16 protein-coding genes are annotated in these 19,190 nt (G+C 62.0%); 8 read left to right on the forward strand and 8 right to left on the reverse strand.

All coding sequences use genetic code 11. The features are described 5' to 3' along the window. Window positions 1–9: 9 nt before the first annotated feature. The 3 genes from casB to cas3 all read right to left on the reverse strand — a co-directional run bounded on the left by casB (window position 10) and on the right by cas3 (window position 4,829). A complete protein-coding gene (gene casB / locus V5B59_RS02610; protein ID WP_169070661.1) occupies window positions 10–597 on the reverse strand; it encodes a type I-E CRISPR-associated protein Cse2/CasB in 588 nt (195 codons plus the stop codon). Further along, window positions 594–1,571, reverse strand: a complete 978-nt coding sequence (locus tag V5B59_RS02615) for a hypothetical protein (RefSeq protein WP_332351550.1) — start codon at window positions 1,569–1,571, stop codon at window positions 594–596. Before V5B59_RS02615 ends, casB begins: the two co-directional genes overlap by 4 nt. Before the next feature lie 633 nt (window positions 1,572–2,204). Beyond that, a complete protein-coding gene (gene cas3 / locus V5B59_RS02620) occupies window positions 2,205–4,829 on the reverse strand; it encodes a CRISPR-associated helicase Cas3' (protein WP_169070663.1) in 2,625 nt (874 codons plus the stop codon). A 400-nt stretch (window positions 4,830–5,229) separates the two neighbouring features. Between cas3 and V5B59_RS02625 the strand changes: the two genes are divergently transcribed. Then, window positions 5,230–7,473, forward strand: a complete 2,244-nt coding sequence (locus tag V5B59_RS02625; RefSeq protein ID WP_332352163.1) for a 6-phosphofructokinase — start codon at window positions 5,230–5,232, stop codon at window positions 7,471–7,473. A 93-nt stretch (window positions 7,474–7,566) separates the two neighbouring features. On the opposite strand, the gene V5B59_RS02630 is transcribed toward V5B59_RS02625, so the two are convergent. Further along, complete coding sequence (locus tag V5B59_RS02630) at window positions 7,567–10,173, reverse strand: bifunctional aconitate hydratase 2/2-methylisocitrate dehydratase (RefSeq protein ID WP_169070665.1); 2,607 nt, start codon at window positions 10,171–10,173, stop codon at window positions 7,567–7,569. 147 nt (window positions 10,174–10,320) lie between these two features. Here V5B59_RS02630 and V5B59_RS02635 point away from each other — a divergent pair, with 147 nt between their 5' ends. The 4 genes from V5B59_RS02635 to ybeY all read left to right on the forward strand — a co-directional run bounded on the left by V5B59_RS02635 (window position 10,321) and on the right by ybeY (window position 13,705). Beyond that, complete coding sequence (locus V5B59_RS02635) at window positions 10,321–10,677, forward strand: hypothetical protein (protein WP_034913394.1); 357 nt, start codon at window positions 10,321–10,323, stop codon at window positions 10,675–10,677. 148 nt (window positions 10,678–10,825) lie between these two features. Beyond that, complete coding sequence (gene miaB, locus V5B59_RS02640) at window positions 10,826–12,193, forward strand: tRNA (N6-isopentenyl adenosine(37)-C2)-methylthiotransferase MiaB (RefSeq protein ID WP_332351551.1); 1,368 nt, start codon at window positions 10,826–10,828, stop codon at window positions 12,191–12,193. Next, a complete protein-coding gene (locus V5B59_RS02645; RefSeq protein ID WP_169070667.1) occupies window positions 12,190–13,239 on the forward strand; it encodes a PhoH family protein in 1,050 nt (349 codons plus the stop codon). The genes miaB and V5B59_RS02645 overlap by 4 nt, the downstream gene beginning before the upstream one ends. Beyond that, complete coding sequence (gene ybeY, locus V5B59_RS02650) at window positions 13,226–13,705, forward strand: rRNA maturation RNase YbeY (RefSeq protein WP_034915056.1); 480 nt, start codon at window positions 13,226–13,228, stop codon at window positions 13,703–13,705. Before V5B59_RS02645 ends, ybeY begins: the two co-directional genes overlap by 14 nt. Here the strand turns inward: ybeY and V5B59_RS02655 are convergent. Then, window positions 13,672–14,523 carry a 23S rRNA (adenine(2030)-N(6))-methyltransferase RlmJ gene (locus tag V5B59_RS02655; RefSeq protein WP_034915053.1) on the reverse strand — a complete coding sequence of 284 codons (852 nt, stop codon included), beginning with the start codon at window positions 14,521–14,523 and terminating at the stop codon, window positions 13,672–13,674. The two genes, ybeY and V5B59_RS02655, sit on opposite strands and share 34 nt — an antisense overlap. A gap of 47 nt (window positions 14,524–14,570) precedes the next feature. Beyond that, window positions 14,571–15,815, reverse strand: coding sequence for a nitronate monooxygenase (locus V5B59_RS02660; RefSeq protein WP_288132052.1), 1,245 nt, complete (start codon window positions 15,813–15,815; stop codon window positions 14,571–14,573). A gap of 149 nt (window positions 15,816–15,964) precedes the next feature. Here V5B59_RS02660 and folE point away from each other — a divergent pair, with 149 nt between their 5' ends. The 3 genes from folE to V5B59_RS02675 all read left to right on the forward strand — a co-directional run bounded on the left by folE (window position 15,965) and on the right by V5B59_RS02675 (window position 17,391). Continuing rightward, window positions 15,965–16,609: a GTP cyclohydrolase I FolE gene (gene folE, locus V5B59_RS02665; RefSeq protein WP_169070668.1), complete on the forward strand. Its 645-nt coding sequence runs from the start codon at window positions 15,965–15,967 to the stop codon at window positions 16,607–16,609. Between the two features lie 153 nt (window positions 16,610–16,762). Beyond that, complete coding sequence (locus V5B59_RS02670) at window positions 16,763–17,002, forward strand: type II toxin-antitoxin system Phd/YefM family antitoxin (protein ID WP_034912855.1); 240 nt, start codon at window positions 16,763–16,765, stop codon at window positions 17,000–17,002. A gap of 2 nt (window positions 17,003–17,004) precedes the next feature. After that, window positions 17,005–17,391: a type II toxin-antitoxin system VapC family toxin gene (locus tag V5B59_RS02675; protein ID WP_308240133.1), complete on the forward strand. Its 387-nt coding sequence runs from the start codon at window positions 17,005–17,007 to the stop codon at window positions 17,389–17,391. Between the two features lie 56 nt (window positions 17,392–17,447). Here V5B59_RS02675 and V5B59_RS02680 read toward each other — a convergent pair whose 3' ends face one another. Further along, window positions 17,448–17,939 carry a hypothetical protein gene (locus V5B59_RS02680; RefSeq protein WP_034912850.1) on the reverse strand — a complete coding sequence of 164 codons (492 nt, stop codon included), beginning with the start codon at window positions 17,937–17,939 and terminating at the stop codon, window positions 17,448–17,450. 135 nt (window positions 17,940–18,074) lie between these two features. Continuing rightward, window positions 18,075–19,103, reverse strand: coding sequence for a hypothetical protein (locus V5B59_RS02685; RefSeq protein WP_034912848.1), 1,029 nt, complete (start codon window positions 19,101–19,103; stop codon window positions 18,075–18,077). Between the last annotated feature and the right edge of the window lie 87 nt (window positions 19,104–19,190).

Raw genomic sequence — 19,190 nt, forward strand, 5'->3', positions numbered from 1 at the left:
GTGAGTGAATCAGTGTTTGGGTTTCTTGGCTTCGGCAGAGAAGAAACTGCCGGCGATTCTCAGGCGGATGGCTTCGGCTGCTTGTTCATCGCGCCCCTGGCTGAGGATCAAATTGCCGAGATCAAACCAGTTGGGCGACTGCCCCTCCTTGCTGGCCAGCAGTCGCAGCAAACGCGGAACGAGTTGCCGGAAAGCATCACCGCGCGCAGTCAGCAACTTGGTGACGCGCGACTCGGAAACCCCCGCCGCGCTGAGTTGCTGCCCCAGGCGCCGGCTGCCATCGTGGCCGGCCAATGCCATTCCGTGGGCAATCATCGCCCAACGACGCCAGGTATCGGCTTGCCAATTTTCGGGTGCGAGATCGGCATAGACCAGCGCACGCGACAGGGCAGCGATTTGATGGGGGCGAAACTCGGCGTCGGGGTCGAGGCGTGCCAAGGCGGCATGCTCGCCGTTGTCCAGTCCATGCGCATCGCCCTTGAAACGGGCAGCCTTGGTAATGATTCTCGCCAGTCTGGAAATCGGGCTTTCCTGCTTTGGGGATAAGTTTTCAGCAAGCGGGGGCTGCTCCGGCGGACCGGCATCATGGGTGCTCATGGAAGTTCCTTGTCAATGGATCGTTGGCGAAGGTAGTTGGCCAGGTCTGGCAGCGTCTTGGGGTTCCGCAAACCACCGTGGAATCGGGATAAGGCTGCGGTCTGAGCGCGGTAGCGCTGCTCGCCGCACTGGGGTCCGGCGGTGAATGCGTGTTTCAGGATGGCTTCGGCAGCATCGGCCATCGACAACAACCATTGCAGGCGCTCGTTGTCGGGTTGCTCGGACTCCATTTCTTCGTTCAGGGCGATGAAAAAACGGGCGTCTTCGGCTTGCTCGAATGGCGCCGCTAGCAACGAAGCTTTCTTGCTGATGCTCTCCGGAATGCCTTTTGGGTCAGCTCTGGATTTGCCGCCATCCAACAACGTCTTTATCGCGTTTCTCAGCAAGAACGCAAGTTGCCCGACTGCATGAACGCGTTCTTTGGCAGTTGTTGCGAGGTGGTTACTCTGCCCTTGAAGCATCAACTTCCGGACGGTCGGCGATAGCAGTATCCGTCGCTCGTGATAACCGTCAGTGGTACTCTGCCCACCAGCGATGGCTTGGGCGACAAGCTCCAATCGCGGTCCAGTGTCTGAATGATAAACGACCTGCGCCGGAGGCTTCTTGTAGTCGGAGCCAAACGCAAGTTCCGCCATTCGTTCGTAGCTGAATCCACTTACTGATACACCGAGAGATTTGCCCTCAGCCACATGAACCGGGGTCCATAGATCTCCCGTATATCCTTTGCGAGCCTTTGCCTCGTCTTTGTATATTCTTGGCCCCTTTGTGGTGGCCCTTAACGCAGATATCCCATCCGCGGTTTGTACCAAACGCACTCTGCGGCAGACCTCGATAAAATAAGGATCAAGCTGAGAAAACGACAACCCGCTCTCGCCATCCCAAGGCAACAGCCAAAGCAAAGCAAAACCCAAGTTTTCTTTGTAACCGATGGTAAGCACGTCCGAACGATGTTTGTCCCAAACCAACCAGAACATCTCGACGCCACCTTCTTCCAATATACCCATACGGATCGACACCCAGCCCTGGTCGGCTGGAGGAGCCACCATTCATCCGGGCAATGCCGAAATTCCCGGAGCCCGGGTAAGGTGCTTGGGTTTGCAGGCTTATCAGACTAAACGCCCAGTCGTCCTGGCCAGCCGCCCGCATACGTCCCTGCTTCAAGTCGTGGTTTTTTGAGGTCACCAGCACATCCAGGCTGTCAGGCGTAGGGCGGTCGCTCGACCAGCCATCGACATTCGCTCCCGGCACCGGCGCCTGCATGAACGCGGGTCGGTCGTGCGGCGTAATCAGGCACCAGGCTGCACCATCCGGATGTTCGGGCGTGAGATCCAGGAGAGCCTGTTTCCAGGTCGCCTCGCTATCGAAAAGCTCGCTTCGCCCGGCACGGTGCAGGGCGATCGCCGCCAGTTGCACAAGAAAGGCGTGCCAAGGGTGGCGTTGATGCGGGCGCAAGGCGGGGAAGTCCCTTATCGCGTCCTGCCCGAGCGCAACGAACAGGCCGGGCAGGCTGAAGGACCGGGGCTGCCCATCAGCGACCAGCCGGGTTCGGATCAGGGGTTCATCGAGCAGGTTATAGAGGAGGGTCACGGGCAATCTCCGGCAACGGATTATTGATCCTTGAGGCGTTCAAGCCCCAGGCGGCTGTAGCGAAAAAGGGCTTCGCCCAGTCGAAAAGTGGCGCAGTCTTGCTGGTGTGCGACTGCGGTGGGTTCGGCATCCAGCGGCAAGTCCTTGGGCAGCAGGTGGTGGCGGATGGGCAATGACTTGAGCGGTTCGCCAAAGGGGCCGGGTTGTTGCAAGTCAAAGTGCACCACCCGGTCCTGCGCGCCGAGCCGGGTGCCGACTTGAACGCCTGTGGGAAATTCCTCTTCGCCAAATTCCTTTTCCACGTTCAGCGTATGCAGATGAGCGATGGTATTTTCCGCACTGGTATCTCCTTCGAGCTTTGCCGCGAGGCTTTGCCACGCCTCGCCGAGTTCGGTCTGCAAGGCTTCAAGCCGCGCTGGATGCGTCGCTGCTTCCACCAGATAGCGGTTGTCGTCGGGGATGTTCACTTCCGGCTTGTCGGCCAGCAGGCGATGCGTCGCTTCGAGGATGCGCAGGTCGTCATACACACCGCCGCCGTTCCGGTGGCGCCCGAGCCCGTTTTTCGCGTGGTCCAACAGTGGCGCCAGGTCATTCCCTGCTGGTGTCAGAATCACAACCTGTGCGATGCGATAAGTCGCTGGGCGCTCGTTGGCGTGGCGATGCAGACGACCGACACGCTGCAGCAGCACGTCCATCGGGCAAAGGTCGGTGATCAGGAAATCGGCGTCGATGTCCAGGCTCTGTTCGAGCGTCTGCGTCCCGACAACGATCAGGGCGCCACTTGGCCGCTCCTTGCCTAGGCGCAGTTCGATCTCGGCATCGAGCAGCGGCCTGTCCTGGCGGCTGAAACGGCTGTGATGCAGCGTGACCACGCCATTCACCTGGAACAACCACGCGGGGTCGGGCACCTGTGCTTCCAATGCCGCGAGGGTGGCGATTGCGGCAGGTACGGTGTTGCGAACGATCAGCACCTTGGCTCCCTGAGCGGCAGCCGCCAGCGCCAGTTCGGCAATCTGCTCGGGGGAGTCGATGATGTCGCGCGTGCTCCAGCGCACGGGCTTGGACTGCCCTGTTCTCGCTACCCGGCGCGGGCTGTGGCTATCCGAAATCGCCGGATAAGGCACATTGCACGCAACGTCGAAAGGCATCACCGGGGGCAGCGAGGAGGTCCGGCCTTGCGGAGTCAATCGGAGATAACGGCTGCGCGCGCTGGAGCCCAGCGTCGCGGAGAGCAATACGGCATGTCCGCCGCAGTTCAGGTGTGCCTTCAGCAACTGTTCGAGCAGAACCGTCATGTAGGCATCGGAAGCGTGCACTTCATCGACCACCAGCAGGCTGCGCGCCAGGGTGGCATGGCGCAGGTGGGCATGGGGAACTTGCAGGGCGCCAAGCAGTGCCTGGTCGATGGTGCCGACGGCAACCGGAGCAGCGAGAAAACGCTTGGCGTTCTCGCCGGCCCAGCGTTGCGGGGCCGCCTGATCGTCCGGGTTGTCGGCCCACAGCACCTTGAAATCGGGCAGCGCCCTGGCTTCCTGGCCATCGGCAGCGACGTAGCCGGGCAAGGCGCGCAAGGCCAGCGGCGGATTCTCCGGCCATAGGCGATCAAGAGTGTCCTGCACGCGTTTGTAGAGTTGGCTCGCGGCGACACGTGTCGGCAGGGCAAAGTAGAGGCTATCCACTTCTCCTGCGCGAAAGAGCCGCAGATATCGCCAGAGCGCGGCCTCGGTCTTGCCGCTGCCGGTTTCCGATTCAAGGATCACCAGTGGCCCAAGACTCTCGTCGCCCATGGCTGCCTGAATGGGATGTGGAGGGAACCCTTCAAAGGTTCTGGCAAAGTCAGGCTCGGTCGCGGTGAGTCGCTCGCGCCAGTCTTCGGCGTTCAGGCCGAGGGTGGTAATCGCATCGTCCGCCAGTTTCGGTGCACTCACCGCCCTTGCCTCGCCCGGACCGGAATACTCGAAGAAGCGGGTGTCCGATCCCAGCCAGTCAGCCAGTTGGACCAGGCCGGCGAACAAATGCCCGAACGCCGATGCACCGGGCAAGTCCTCCCCGTCAGCCTCGAAAGCCAGCGGATAAAGGTATCGAGCGTAGCAACCGATTTCTTTCAGGGAAACAGCAGGATCGTACGCGTTGGGAACCGCTTTCCAGATACTTCGACTCCAGTCAGCCGGGCCATCCACCAACGGTCGGCCATGGTGGCTGATGCTTGCCACCAGCAAGCGATAGCAGGCATCCCCCCAAAGCGACATGTGCTCGACAGGTAGCAGCATCATCAGACCGTCGAGCCGGTTGTCGGGGTTGAAAAGTTTTAGTCCTTCGACCCCATGCCCGGCGTGAAGCGGCCAGTATCTCGGAATATCTCGCTTATCTTTCCAGCGCTTGGCCTGGAATCCGCTATTCGCCTTGCCAACGTCATGCAGGAAGGCCAGCACCGCCAAACGGGAAATATCCTGCGATGTGAGTTGGCGCCCTGCGCTCCTTTCCATTGCACGCCGGATCGAGCGACAATGCGCCAGGCGATGAAAGCAGGCCGCCACGTCGATCATGTGATCAATCAGAGGGTGCCACCGAAGCACGCAGCCGTCGGCACCCCGCTCCAACTTCCCGAATGCCTCGCTGTTTTTCAGGACTTGGTCATCACTCATGTCTATGCATTGCCGGATCCAGTCCTTCGACTGCTGTAATTCGGGCGGCTGGGCAGCCGCCGCTTCGGTCCGGCAAGATGACTTTGTCAAATCGTTGATCGACCGAAGGAGGGAAATGATGTTTGGATATAAGCTTAATACAGAAAAGGATTTGTTGCCAACAGTATTTGACGATTCTTGGGCGCCCCCGTCTCCAGCGGGGAATCGCGGTCTGGTGTGCCTGATGCGAGGGAGTCGCCTGGTGGCGCTAACCGCTGGCTGGTCGTGGAGTCTGGAGTCCGTTGCGCTTGACCACTTTGATTCCCACCCCGGCAAGGAACCCGGATTGACCGCTGTCGACAGGGCCACCTATACTCCTCCCGGCACCAATGACCCTCCTTTCCTTCTCGAGATTGCCCACATGAATATGAACAACAAAAGTCCCCCCCTGAGTATCGGCGTCCTCACCAGCGGCGGTGATGCCCAAGGCATGAACGCGGCAGTACGCGCAGTGGTCCGCACGGCGCTGCATCAGGGTGCCGTGGTGTACGCCATTTACGAAGGTTATCAAGGTATGGTGGACGGCGGCGAGCGCATCCGGCCACAGTTCTGGGATGATGTGGGCAGTATCCTGCATCGCGGCGGCACGATCATCGGCACGGCTCGCTGCGCAGCCTTCCGCGAACGCGCCGGGCGCCTGCGCGCCGCCCACAACCTGCTCCAGCACGGTATCGACCGGCTGGTCATCATCGGTGGTGACGGTAGCCTGAGCGGCGCGGACACCTTTCGCCGGGAATGGCCCGGACTGGTGGCGGAACTGGTGCAAAACGGACAGATCGATGAGCAGACGGCCTGCCAGCATCCGGCACTGATGATTGCCGGCCTGGTCGGATCGATTGACAATGATATGGTCGGGACCGACATGACGATCGGTGCCGACTCCGCCCTGTATCGGATCACTGAAGCGATCGACGCCATCGCCAGCACCGCCGCCAGTCATCAGCGCAGTTTCGTAGTCGAGGTCATGGGCAGACACTGTGGCTATCTGGCCTTGATGAGCGCCATCGCCGGCGGTGCCGACTACGTGCTCATCCCCGAAAATCCTCCGCCCAATGGCTGGGAGGAACAGATGTGCGGCTTGTTGCGCAACGGGCGCGCCGCTGGTCGTCGCGACAGCATTGTCGTGGTCGCCGAAGGCGCCCAGGACCGTGCCGGCAATCCCATCAGTTGCGACTATGTGCGGCAGGTTCTGGAAGAGCGACTCGGTGAGGATGCCCGGGTGACCATTCTTGGACATGTGCAGCGTGGCGGAACCCCGAGCAGCTTCGACCGCTGGATGAGCACCCTGCTCGGTCATGCCGCCGTTCAGGAGGTGCTGTCTGCAACACCGGAAAGTGAACCGCAACTGATCGGCATTCGCTGTAACCGCATTCAGCGGGTGCCCTTGATGCAGTGCGTTGAGCAGACCCGTGCCGTTGCGCAGAAGATTGCCGAACAGGAGTACTCCACGGCAATGGAATTGCGTGGCGGCAGTTTTACCGAGATGTTCGAAGTTTTCAGGGCAATTGCCGAGGCGTCACCGAGTGTCACCACGCCAAGCCAGCCCCGCCGCCTGGCGATCATTCATGCGGGCGGACTAGCGCCGGGAATGAATTCTGCCGTGCGCGCCGCGGTGCGCTTCGGCCTGGACCGCGGCCATACACTACTGGGAGTGCGTGGCAGTTTCGAGGGATTGCTTGCCGGCCGAATCGAGGAACTGACCTGGGGCGATGTTGAAGGGTGGGCCGGCCTGGGGGGTTGTGAACTGGGCACCAATCGCCATATTCCCGGCATCGAGGAACTGTACGCCGTTGCTCGTGCCATTGAAACCCATCGGATCGAAGGCCTGCTGATCATCGGCGGCTGGATGGCCTACAAGGCAGCCTATCAACTGCACAGCGAACGCGACCGCTATCCAGCCTTCAAGATCCCGATGATCTGCCTGCCGGCGACGATCGATAACAACTTGCCCGGCTCGGAACTCAGCGTTGGCGCGGATAGTGCGCTCAACGCCATTGTCACCGCTCTGGATCGCGTCAAACAATCGGCGATGGCCGCGAAGCGTTGTTTCGTGGTGGAAACCATGGGGCGCTATTGTGGCTACCTGGCGCTGATGAGCGGTCTCGCCGGTGGCGCGGAGCGCGTCTATCTGCACGAGGAAGGGGTCACGCTGAAAGACCTGCAAGCCGAGGTCGAGCGTATGGTCAAAGCCTTCCACGCTGGCCGACGGCTCTATCTGACCATCCGCAACGAGCGAGCCAACCCGCAATACACGACCGACTTCATGTGCGCGCTGTTCGAGGAGGAAGGTCGTGGCCTGTTTGATGTGCGTCGCTCTGTTTTGGGCCATTTCCAGCAAGGTGGTAACCCTTCGCCGTACGATCGCATTCTGGGGACCAGACTGGCCGCGCATTGCATCAACTTCCTGAGCGGACAACTGGCAAGCGGCTCGGCGGACGGCGCGTTCATTGGCCTCGTCGAAGGCAAGGTGACGCTCTTCCCGCTGGGCAGAATGTCTGAAATGGTCGATTGGATTCACTTTCGCCCCAAGGAACAATGGTGGCTGGAGCTTCGTCCGGTGGTCAGGGCCATGGCGCAGTCGACCCTGCAGGATAGGGAGAACTGAACGGCAAATAGGAACGGCTGGACCATCTCGTACAACGGCCCGCGCAGGCGAAGCCTGGCGGGCCGTTGAGTGGTACTACGCGACCGGGAAAGCTTACACCGTCACCGTATCCGCCACGTCACTGAACTCCTTGATCTGGTCGAAGTTCATGTAGCGATAGACGTCCGCGGCCTTGGTGTTGACCGTCTGTACCTGCTCGAGGTACTCGGCCGGCGTCGGGATTCGGCCCATCAGCGCGCAGACGGCGGCGAGTTCGGCGGATCCCAGGAAGACGTTGGTGTCGATGCCGAGACGGTTCGGGAAGTTGCGCGTCGAGGTGGACATCGCGGTACTGCCTTTCCTGATCTGCGCCTGGTTGCCCATGCACAGCGAACAGCCGGGCATTTCCATGCGCGCGCCGGACTTGCCGAGGATCGCGTAATAGCCTTCCTCGTTGAGAATCATCGCGTCCATCTTGGTCGGCGGCGCGATCCACAGCCGCGTCGGGATGTCGGTCCGGCCTTCGAGGACCTTGCCGGCAGCGCGGAAATGGCCAATGTTGGTCATGCACGAACCAATGAAGACTTCGTCGATCTTGGTACCGGAGACCGCGGAGAGCAGCTTGACGTCGTCCGGATCGTTCGGACAGGCGACCAGCGGCTCGGTGACCTCGGCCAGGTCGATCTCGATCACCGCGGCGTACTGTGCGTCGGCGTCGGCCCTGAGCAGTTCGGGGTTGGCGATCCATGCTTCCATCGCCTTGATGCGGCGACCGAGGCTGCGCGCATCCGAGTAGCCGTTGGCGATCATCCACTTCATCAGCGTGATGTTCGAACGCATATACTCGATGATCGGTTCCTTGTTCAGCGACACCGCGCAGGCCGCGGCCGAACGCTCGGCGGCGGCGTCGGAGAGTTCGAAAGCCTGCTCGACCTTGAGATCCGGCAGCCCTTCGATTTCCAGGATGCGCCCCGAGAAGATGTTCTTCTTGCCCTTCTTCTCGACCGTCAGGAGACCGGCCTGGATCGCATAGTAGGGAATCGCGTTGACCAGGTCACGCAGCGTCACGCCGCGCTGGCCGGCTTCGGCGAGCGAGCCCTTGAAGCGCACCAGCACCGATTCCGGCATGTCGAGCGGCATCACGCCGGTGGCAGCGGCGAAAGCGACCAGGCCCGAACCGGCCGGGAACGAGATACCGATCGGGAAACGCGTGTGCGAATCGCCGCCGGTGCCGACGGTGTCGGGCAGCAGCAGGCGGTTGAGCCAGGAGTGGATGACGCCGTCGCCCGGACGCAGGGCAACGCCGCCACGTGTGCTGATGAAGCTCGGCAGCTCGCGGTGCATCTTGACATCGACCAGCTTCGGATAGGCAGCAGTGTGGCAGAACGACTGCATCACCATGTCCGCCGAAAAACCGAGGCAGGCGAGATCCTTCAATTCATCGCGGGTCATCGGGCCCGTGGTGTCCTGCGAGCCGACGGTGGTCATCCGCGGTTCGCAGTAGGTGCCGGGCAGCACGCCCTTGCCTTCGGGCAGACCGCAGGCGCGTCCAACCATCTTCTGCGCCAGCGAGTAGCCCTTGCCCGGATCGGCCGGATTCTGCGGCAGGCAGAACAATGTCGATGCCGGCAGGCCGAGCGCTTCACGCGCACGCATCGTCAGGCCGCGCCCGATGATCAGCGGAATGCGGCCACCAGCGCGCACTTCGTCGAGAATCACCGGCGTCTTCAGTTGTGATTCCGCGATCACGGCACCGTTCTTCAAGGCGGTGACCTTCGATGTGGCGGCGTCGATTCTGAGTTCGATCTCGTCGCCCATGTCCATCTGGCCGACGTCGATTTCGACCGGCAGCGCACCAGCGTCTTCCATGGTGTTGAAGAAGATCGGCGCGATCTTGGAGCCCAGGCAGACGCCACCGAAACGCTTGTTCGGGACGTAGGGGATGTCTTCGCCGGTGAACCACAGCACCGAATTGGTCGCCGACTTGCGCGACGAACCGGTACCGACGACATCGCCGACATAGGCGATCAGATGGCCTTTGCTGGCAAGTGCTTCAATCTGCTTGATCGGACCGCGCTCGCCAGCCTTGTCGGGGTCGATTCCGGGACGCGGGTTCTTGAGCATCGCCAGCGCATGCAGCGGAATGTCGGGACGCGACCAGGCGTCCGGCGCCGGCGACAGGTCGTCGGTGTTGGTTTCGCCGGTGACCTTGAAGACGGTGAGTTTTTGCGCAGCCGGCACTTCGGGGCGTGAGGTGAACCATTCGGCGTCGGCCCAGCTCTGCAGCACGGACTTGGCGTTCGCATTGCCTTGCCCGGCAAGTTCCTTGACATCATGGAAAAAATCGAAGACCAGCAGTGTCTTCTTCAAGGCTGCCGCGGCGATCGTTCCGGTGGGACCGGAGAGCAGGTCGATCAGCGGCTTGACGTTGTAGCCACCCAGCATCGTGCCGAGCAGTTCGGTGGCCTTTTCCGCCGAGATCAGCGCGCAGGACTCTGCACCCTTGGCGACCCGCGCCAGGAATTCGGCCTTGACCTTGGCGGCATCATCGACGCCGGCCGGCACGCGGTAGGTGATCAACTCGACGAGAGCTGCTTCTTCGCCCTGTGGCGGGTTCTTCAGCAGTCCGATGAGTTCCTCGGTCTGCTTGGCAGTCAGCGGCAGCGGCGGAATGCCGAGCGCAGCGCGTTCGGCAACATGGGCACGATAGGATTCCAGCACAGCGACGTCCTTTCTCAGAGATTGTAACTACGGCAAAAGTGTGATTGTACTGCAAGGGGACACGCCTACGGCCCGGAACAAGCCAGGCAGCGGCGTTTTGTACAAGATCCGCTGACAGCGTGGCCTGGGCTTGTCTATAATGCGCCGATGGATCTTCCTGCAACACTCCTGTACAGCATTCTCAGCGCCATCGCCGAAGCCGCACTGGCGCCCTCCCCTGACCCGCGATTGCTGCATGAACCGATGGCCATGGCGCGGACACTACCTGAAGCGGCCAGGCAAGGGGTCTTGCAGCCACCGACCGGAGATGGTTTTCTGACCATCAGTGGCCAGCAATGGCCGCTCGCTCCGACGGCGCAGTTTCGTAATCGGCAGAACCTGCTGGTTTTGCCGATACAGATTCAGGATCCCGTCGAGGTCGTCTATCTCACCGACGCTTCCGGCGCAATCTATCGCGTCTGGATGCTGACGCCGAGCGAAGCCTCGGTGTCGCGATCGCGCTAACGGTCATGACTTTTCCAGGCGCCTCCGATCATGGAAGACATGACCGTTACCCTCTCCCCCACCCCTCTCCCGCGAGTGGAGAGGGGAGATTCGTGAGTCGCTGACGCGACTTTCACATTAACGAATCAATCAATAAAACATAGTAAACATGGCCAAAAAACTCTTCATCCGCACCTTCGGGTGCCAGATGAACGAGTACGATTCGGACAAGATGGCCGACGTGCTCGCTGCATCCGAAGACATCGTCCACACCGATACGCCCGACGACGCCGACATCATCCTCTTCAACACCTGCTCGATACGTGAGAAAGCGCAGGAGCGCGTTTTTCATGACCTCGGTCGGGTACGCCTGCTGAAACTCGCCAATCCCGATCTGGTGATCGGTGTCGGCGGCTGTGTAGCGAGCCAGGAAGGCGCGGCGATCGTCGCCCGCGCACCTTATGTGGATGTGGTTTTCGGACCGCAGACCCTGCATCGGCTGCCGCAGTTGATTGCCGACCGGCGTCGCCTGGGCAAGTCGCAGGTCGATATCTCCTTCCCGGAAATCGAGAAGTTCGACCATCTGCCGCCAGCGCGGGTCGAAGGCGCTTCGGCTTTTGTCTCGATCATGGAGGGCTGCAGCAAGTTCTGTTCGTTCTGCATCGTGCCTTACACGCGCGGCGAAGAGGTGTCGCGGCCTTTCGACGATGTCCTCACCGAAGTCGCCGGGCTGGCCGCGCAGGGCGTCCAGGAGGTGACCCTGCTCGGGCAGAATGTCAACGCCTATCGCGGCGCCATGCTGGGCAGCGGGCAGGCACTCGCCGGTGATGAGGCGGCCGACCTCGCCTTGCTGATCGAATACATCGCCGAAATTCCGGGCATCGAGCGCATTCGCTACACCACATCGCATCCCCGCGAGATGTCGGCACGGCTGATCGACGCCTATGCCCGGGTGCCAAAGCTCGTCTCGCACCTGCATCTGCCGGTGCAATCGGGATCCGATCGGGTCCTGGCGGCGATGAAGCGCGGCTACACGGCGCTCGAGTACAAGAGCCTGGTGCGCAGGCTGCGCGCTGCGCGTCCTGATCTCTCGCTGTCCTCGGACTTCATTGTCGGTTTTCCGGGCGAAACCGCCGACGATTTCGAGAAAACGATGAAACTGATCGACGAGGTCGGTTTCGACGCATCGTTCTCGTTTCTCTACAGCGCACGCCCAGGGACGCCAGCGGCCGAGCTTGCCGACGATACGCCGCAATCGCTCAAGCTCGAACGTCTGCTGCGCCTGCAGAAGCGCATCGACGAACTGGCGCAGGCGGTTTCGGCAGCGATGGTCGGCAGCGTCCAGCGGGTGCTGGTCGAAGGCGTGTCGAAGAAGGACTGCCGGGAACTGGCGGGGCGTACCGACAATAACCGCGTCGTCAATTTTGCCGGTGAGGCTGGCGGAAACACGCCCCTCCTCGACCGCTTCCTCAATGTCCGCATCACTTCCGCCATGCCGCACTCGCTGCGCGGCGAGATCGTCGGGGAAACCGCATGATCAACACACACGCTTCCGAACAGGCTGCTGCATACCACTCGCCGCCGAAAAGCCGGGCCACCGAACTGCTGCTGTCGCCAGTCAACAACAAGCAACTGGCCAATCTGTGCGGCGCCCTCGACGAGAATCTGCGCCAGATCGAGACCGCCCTCGACGTTTCGATTGCCCGCCGCGGCGAACGTTTTACACTGCGCGGCGAAGCCGGACAGCGGGCGCGCGCCTCCGAGGCGCTGCAACAATTCTATGCGCAGGCCAAGGACACCTTGTCGGTCGATGACATCCAGCTCGGCCTGATCGAACTGCTCAACCGACCGGTACGCCACATCGCGTCGGGCGGCGGCCTGGCGCCGGCGCTGCTGACCCGCAAGACCGAGCTGCACGGCCGCACACCACGCCAGATCGAATATCTGAAGCACATCCAGGAACACGACATCACCTTCGGCACCGGCCCGGCTGGTACCGGCAAAACCTATCTTGCCGTCGCTTCGGCGGTCGACGCCTTCGAACGCGAACTGGTGCAGCGCATCGTGCTCACCCGTCCGGCAGTCGAGGCCGGCGAGCGCCTCGGCTTTCTGCCGGGTGACCTTGCACAGAAGGTCGATCCCTATCTGCGACCGCTCTACGATGCGCTCTATGATCTGATGGGCTTCGAGCGTGTCGGCAAGCTGTTCGAACGCGGCGCGATCGAGATTGCACCGCTGGCCTATATGCGCGGCCGCACCCTGAACCACGCTTTCATCATTCTCGACGAGGCGCAGAACACGACGCCCGAACAGATGAAGATGTTCCTGACGCGCATCGGCATCGGCGCCAAGGCAGTGGTCACCGGCGACGTCACCCAGATCGACCTGCAGCGTGGCCAGAAGAGCGGCCTGATCGAGGCCCGCCAGATCCTCAGGGAAGTCCGCGGCATCGCCTTCACCGAGTTCCTCAAGGAAGACGTCGTGCGTCATCCGCTGGTGGCGCGCATCGTCTCGGCCTACGAAGCGCACACCGCTGCGCTGGAAGCCCACGCAGCCGCGCCGGCCGGGCATGGCGAAGCGTGAGCGGCGGCTGCAGGTCAGCGTACAGTACGCCGGTGACTGGCCGGACCTCCCCAGGAAATCGCAGGTTCGTCGCTGGGCACGTGCCGCTGCAGTCCCTTGCGGCGGTGGCGGACAGATCACCGTACGCTTTGTCGATGCCGACGAAGGCCGCAGCCTGAACCGTACCTACCGGTCCAAAGACTACGCGACCAACGTCCTGTCCTTTCCCTATCAGCAGGAACCCTCGCTCTGCGGTGATCTCGTGCTCTGTGCGCCGGTCGTTGCGATCGAGGCGAGCGCCCAGGGCAAGTCGCTCGAAGCCCATTACGCCCATCTGATCGTCCATGGCATGCTGCATCTGCAGGGCTACGACCATGAAACGGGCAAGAAGGAGGCCCGGGAAATGGAAAACCAGGAGCGCCGGGTACTGGCTGCGCTGGGATATCCAGACCCCTATCGGGCTGAATCCCGACTTTCGAGCGTGTAAGCCGCTTCCGCATCCTGCCCGAGCAGCTCGACCAGACAGGGCATCACTTCCTGCAAGGTTGCTTGCAGGGTCCATGGTGGATTGATCACGAACAGACCGCTGCCGTGCATCCCGAAGCCGTCGCTGGCTGGCGTTCTGACACGCAGTGTGACCTGCAGCCAGCAGCTTGCCGGCAGGCGCTTCAGGCGCGGCGGCAAAGCGTGCGCTTCAAGCCGGGTCAGTTGTGGATACCACAGCAGGTAGGTGCCCTCCGGAAAGCGTGACAGGCATTCTCTGAGCGAATGCACCACCCGATCATAATCGCGCCGCTCTTCGTATGACGGGTCGATGAGGACCAGCGCTCGCCGCGGCGGCGGCGGCAACAAGGCCTTGAGGGCCGCCAATCCGTCGCTTTCCTCAACGATCACGCGTTTTCCGAAAGTCGAGAAATTCTCCCGCAGACGCAGCACGTCCCGACTGTGCAGCTCGAACAGACGCGAGCGGTCCTGCACCCGCATCGTCGCCAGCGCGAAGGAAGGCGAACCCGGATAGATTTTCAGGCGGCCATCGGGATTGATTGCGCGCACCAGTCCGAGATAATCCTGCAGGGCCGACGGCAAATCCTTCCTCCCCCACAACCGTCCGATACCGTCCCGATACTCGGCCAGCTTGGCCGCATGCCCGGAATCGAGCGCGTAAGACCCCGCCCCGGCGTGCGTATCGACATACCAGAAGGCGGTGTCCTTCTTCCCGAGGTAGCGTGTCAATTGCACCAGCACCAGATGTTTGAGGACATCGGCGTGGTTGCCGGCATGGAAAGCGTGACGATAGCTCAGCATCGGTCAATCTCCCTTCGCGGTGGCGGCTGCCGCAACACCCGGCGGCACTATGCCGGCACCGCGATCTTGCCGTCGGTACTGAACTGATAATCGTGGAAGATGTGCTCTGCGCTCAGCAACTGGTAACTGCCGTCCAGCAAGCGCCTGGAAGTGTCCTTCAGACGGTACGCATAGTGGCCACAGGTCCAGCAATCAAAGTTGCGCATTTGCGTACACAGACAGGTCTTGTCGCGGACCACTATTTTTTTGACGCCGGGATTCGCTTCCACCTCACGGTTGTACGCGCTGATGTACGAACAATTGCCGGTACTGTCGAGAAGATAGCCGTAGGCCTCACAATTGGGTCGAATTCCGTCGCCGATCGCCGGACTGTTGCTCAACATGCGCATCGGGTAGCCGGTCGGGGAAATCTGGTTGACCTCGATCTGGTCTTCGCTGGCCTCGAAATAACGTTGCTTGACGTCTTCCGGCAAGCCACATTCCTTCGACACGGTAAAGCGCGTCGCCACCTGGACGGCAGCCGCACCGCTTTCGAGAAACGACACGGCATCGCTGCCGGTAAAGATCCCGCCCGCCGGAATCAGGGGAATATCGAGTTGCTCGCTCTGCAGATAGTGATGAATCTCGGCGAAGATCGTCGCCAGATCGTAATTCGCCCAGTCCATGCCGAAACCCAGGTGTCCTCCGGCCAACGGTCCTTCGACCACCACATAGTCGGGAAGTCGCTTGCAGCGGGCGGTCTTGCGCAGGAACAGCTGCAGCGCGCGCAGGGAGGAGACGATGATTCCGAGCTTGGCATCGCGGAAACGTGGATGCTCCTCGATCAGCGCGAAGGAGCCGAGGTGCAGGCCGGCGGCGAGCGTGATGCCGTCGATGCCGGCGTCGAGCGCTGCCGCCATGCGCACACGCAGCGTCTCGCGCGGGGCGTTCATGGTCAGCTTCTCCATGCAATTGACGAAAATCAGGCCCTCGCCACGCTTCGCTTCCATGGTCCTGCCGACGTGCATCTGGGTCGCCTCGGCGAGTTGCCCGAGATCGAAGCGAACCATCGATTTGTCGGTATTGGCGACGTTGAATTTGTACTGCCTGAGCTTGTCCTTGACGAACTTGGCGTTGAAGCGCCGATCGGCAACGGTATTGATCATGGCATCGGAAATATGTCCGATGCCGCCGAGTCGAGCGGCTTCGAGCGCCAGTTCGGCGGTCGAAATATCGACACCCATGCCACCGATCACGATCGGCACCAGTTCCTTGTTGCCAAACTGCAGACGGAAATCATCAACGCTCTTCATGCGTGTCCTTCCCAATGGTCATGAAACCCAAGCCCGGCATTATCGCTCATCAACGGCCTCCATGGCCCGCTGCAGCAAACGAAATCGCGATCAGCATCGCCACGCACGGCGTATGATCACCCTCCCCCCATGCACACAGGAAGCATGCCATGTCTGACTGCAGCCAACACGACCCAGCACCCGTATCCGCAAGCGAGATCGGCATCCCGCGCCAGCAGGCCTTCGACCCGGCCGCTTTCGAGCGCGCGGTCGGCGATCTGCTGACCGCCTGCGGGATTGCTCCGGACGCCACGCACATCGGGCGAACCCCACAGCGTGTCCGCGAACTCTGGCAGCGCCGCCTGCTCGGCGGTTACGACCTCGACCCGGCGACCGCGCTCGGCGACGGCTTTGCCGATCTGCGCAGCGACCTGGTGGTGGTGCGCGGCATTGCCGTGCATGGCGTCTGCCCGCACCATCTGGTGCCTTTTCGCGGCGTCGCGCATGTCGCCTACCTGCCCGGCGGTCGCCTGCACGGCTTTGGCCGCATCGCCCGCCTGGTCGACGCGATTGGTCATCGCTTCACCTACCAGGAATGGATGACCCGCGACATCGCCGACGCGCTGATGCAGCACGGCAAGGCACGAGGTGCGGCCTGCGTGGTCGAAGCCGAGCAGTTGTGTCTGCTGCTCGGTGAAGACCGGCGCGGCGACGAGCGGGTGATCACCCAGTCGTTCAGCGGAGAATTCGAGCGCTCGACGCAGTTGCGCAACGAGTTCCTGCGCGCCATCGCCGGCGGCCGCCGCAATGACTGAAGCGTCCGGACAGCCGGTCAGTGTCAACACCAGCGGCGGCGTCCATGCCGCCAGAACCACCTCTTTGAAAGATTACAAAGATCTTGTCAGAACTTTCTGGTTTGACTAGTCTGGTTTGACTAGACTAGTCAAATCAATTTCTGGAGCAAGCGCATGCAAACCGTCAGCCTGTTCGACGCCAAAACCCATCTCTCGCGCCTGATCGATCAGATCGCCACGGGCGCAGAAAACGAGATCGTGATTTCCCGCAACGGCAAGCCGGTGGCGCGCCTCGTGCCGATCCAGGAGGATGTATCCCGTCGCATCGGACTGGCGCGGGGCGAGTTCGAGGTACCCGAGAACATCGACACACACAACGCCGAAGTGGCATCGTTGTTCCTCGGCGGACAGTAATCGTGCGACTCTTGCTCGATACGCAGATTGTCCTGTGGGCGCTGACCGGGTCCGCCCGGCTGGGTGCCATGGCGCACGACCTGATCGCCGACCCGGGGAACGAAATCTATGTCAGTGCCGCTTCGATCTGGGAAATTGCCATCAAGCACGCACTTGGGCGCGGCCAAATGCCGGTGAGCGGAGCTCGTGCTGCCGAGCTGTGCGCCGCAGCCGGCTACCGGGAACTGCCAGTAGCCTGGCGGCACGCCGTCGTGGTCGAAACCCTGCCGCCGCGGCATGCCGATCCGTTCGACCGGATTCTCGTTGCACAGGCTACTGCCGAGCCCATGCGGCTGCTGTCGCGCGACGCCACCGTGGCGAGCTACGGCGCAATCGTGATGGCGGTTTGATTCGGGTACGCGGGAGCGCGGCTCAAGCCACCGTCCCGCTGACGGCAATGCCAAAACTAGCGGTCGCCAAGTCGTTCCGCGTTGCTCTTGACCTGACGTAGAATCGGCCGCAATCCTTCCTCGACGACCGCGCCAGCGCGGCCCCAGAGCTGATACCAATTCACCGCGAGACCGGTCAGGGCGCTGCAAAACGCTGCCTGGCGGGCGCTGAACTCCGCGGGGCTGCGACTGCTGGCGAGCGCCAGGGCACTGCCGGCGACTGCCGAGCTTGCCGCAGTGCTCTCGCTCACGAACTGCTGCACCTGGCTCGGGATCGCCGAGAGCATGGCGACCGCGGCCTCGATCGGCACCGTCAGCTTCTCCCTGGTCATCAGACCCATTTCGTTCCAGTCATGCGGGTCACGCCGCATGGCGCCGCGCAGCAGACCGTTGCTGCGTTCGCTGATCACCTCCAGCGAACCGACGATCAATTCGCTGCTCTGCCGCCCCAGCCGGGTCCATTGCAGGACTGGCGAAAGCAGTTGGTCACGGAGTTCCTCTTGAGTCATTCTGACGCTCCTCGGCGTATGGCGGACGTGAAAACACACGTCCAATGTCCTGGTTTGTAATGCACCCTGCTGTGGACGGCGCCAGCAAGCCGCGGCGCGGCGCACATGCCTTCGCCGCAAGCTGCCGGGCAAGCCTCAGAGATAACGCGCGGCATCGTCAAAATTGATCTTTGCCGGGGACGGCACCTCGCTGCGTGCGACGCGTGCGAGCACGAAAGCCCGCCGCACCTTCTGGGCACCCGTCAGCTCCGCGATGGCGAAATCGATCTCGGCGGCCATTTCATTGCTTGTTTTCTCGGTCACGACGTTCATCGTGGTCAGCCGCAACTGCTTCTGCTCGACGCGCAGATAGCGGCCAGGGTTTTCCAGTACCGCCTGCAGACATTCGAGTTCTGCTTCCAACGCCGTTTCGCCGCCACCTATGGCTTGCAGTTGCCGTTCGTTGTCCAGTAATTCTGCCTCCAGCCTGGCTTGCTCACCACGTGCTGCCGGCTGTGAGCCAAACATTGAACCGAGGCCCGGTCCCTGTTGCTGCAGCAGGCGCAGGCGTGCCCGGATCAGCGCACGGTTGCCCTCCAGTTCCTGTCTTTCGACGCGTTCCTCGCCGATCTCCGACAGGGCCTGTGCCAGCAGGTACTCGAAAACCTGTACCCCCACGACACGCCGCAAGCGGGATTCGTCGCGACCACAGAGATGTGCGCGATGGTCCGAGAAGCTGACGCTGGTTTGCACCACATCACGCTGCACCATCTCCCCTTGCAGCGCCATCCCGAAGGTTCGCTGCTCGTTGAACGCCATGCCGAGGACCAGGCAAGCCTCATCGAGTTCGGGGAATTTGTTGAACAGGGTGCGCAGATTGTCGGATCGCCCGAGCACCACCGGGATATCCGTCGGCGCGACAAAGAAGGCCCGCAAGGCCGGATCGGCCGACCAGATCGTCGCCGACAGGGTGTGCACGCTGGGCAGCGCCTGTACCAGGGTGCGGAGGAATTCGATGGCCGTCTCGACTGCCGGAGTCAGGCGGCGGTGGCAGGAAGGCAGCACCGCCAGACGCGGGTTGGTCAAGGTGATCGCCTTGTCGACCGCCGCTCGCACCATTTCCTCGGAGACACCATCCGGGTCGAATTGCGCCGGCCGGTTCTTGAACCAATCGAGAATGCCCATGTTCACCTCCCGCAAAGTTCTGGCTGCACCCTCTCCGCACCGACGGGAATCAGATGCTTGCCGATTCGGCTCCCGGCTTTCACGAAG

Source organism: Candidatus Accumulibacter contiguus, from assembly GCF_036625285.1.
In the GTDB taxonomy this organism is placed as follows: domain Bacteria; phylum Pseudomonadota; class Gammaproteobacteria; order Burkholderiales; family Rhodocyclaceae; genus Accumulibacter; species Accumulibacter contiguus.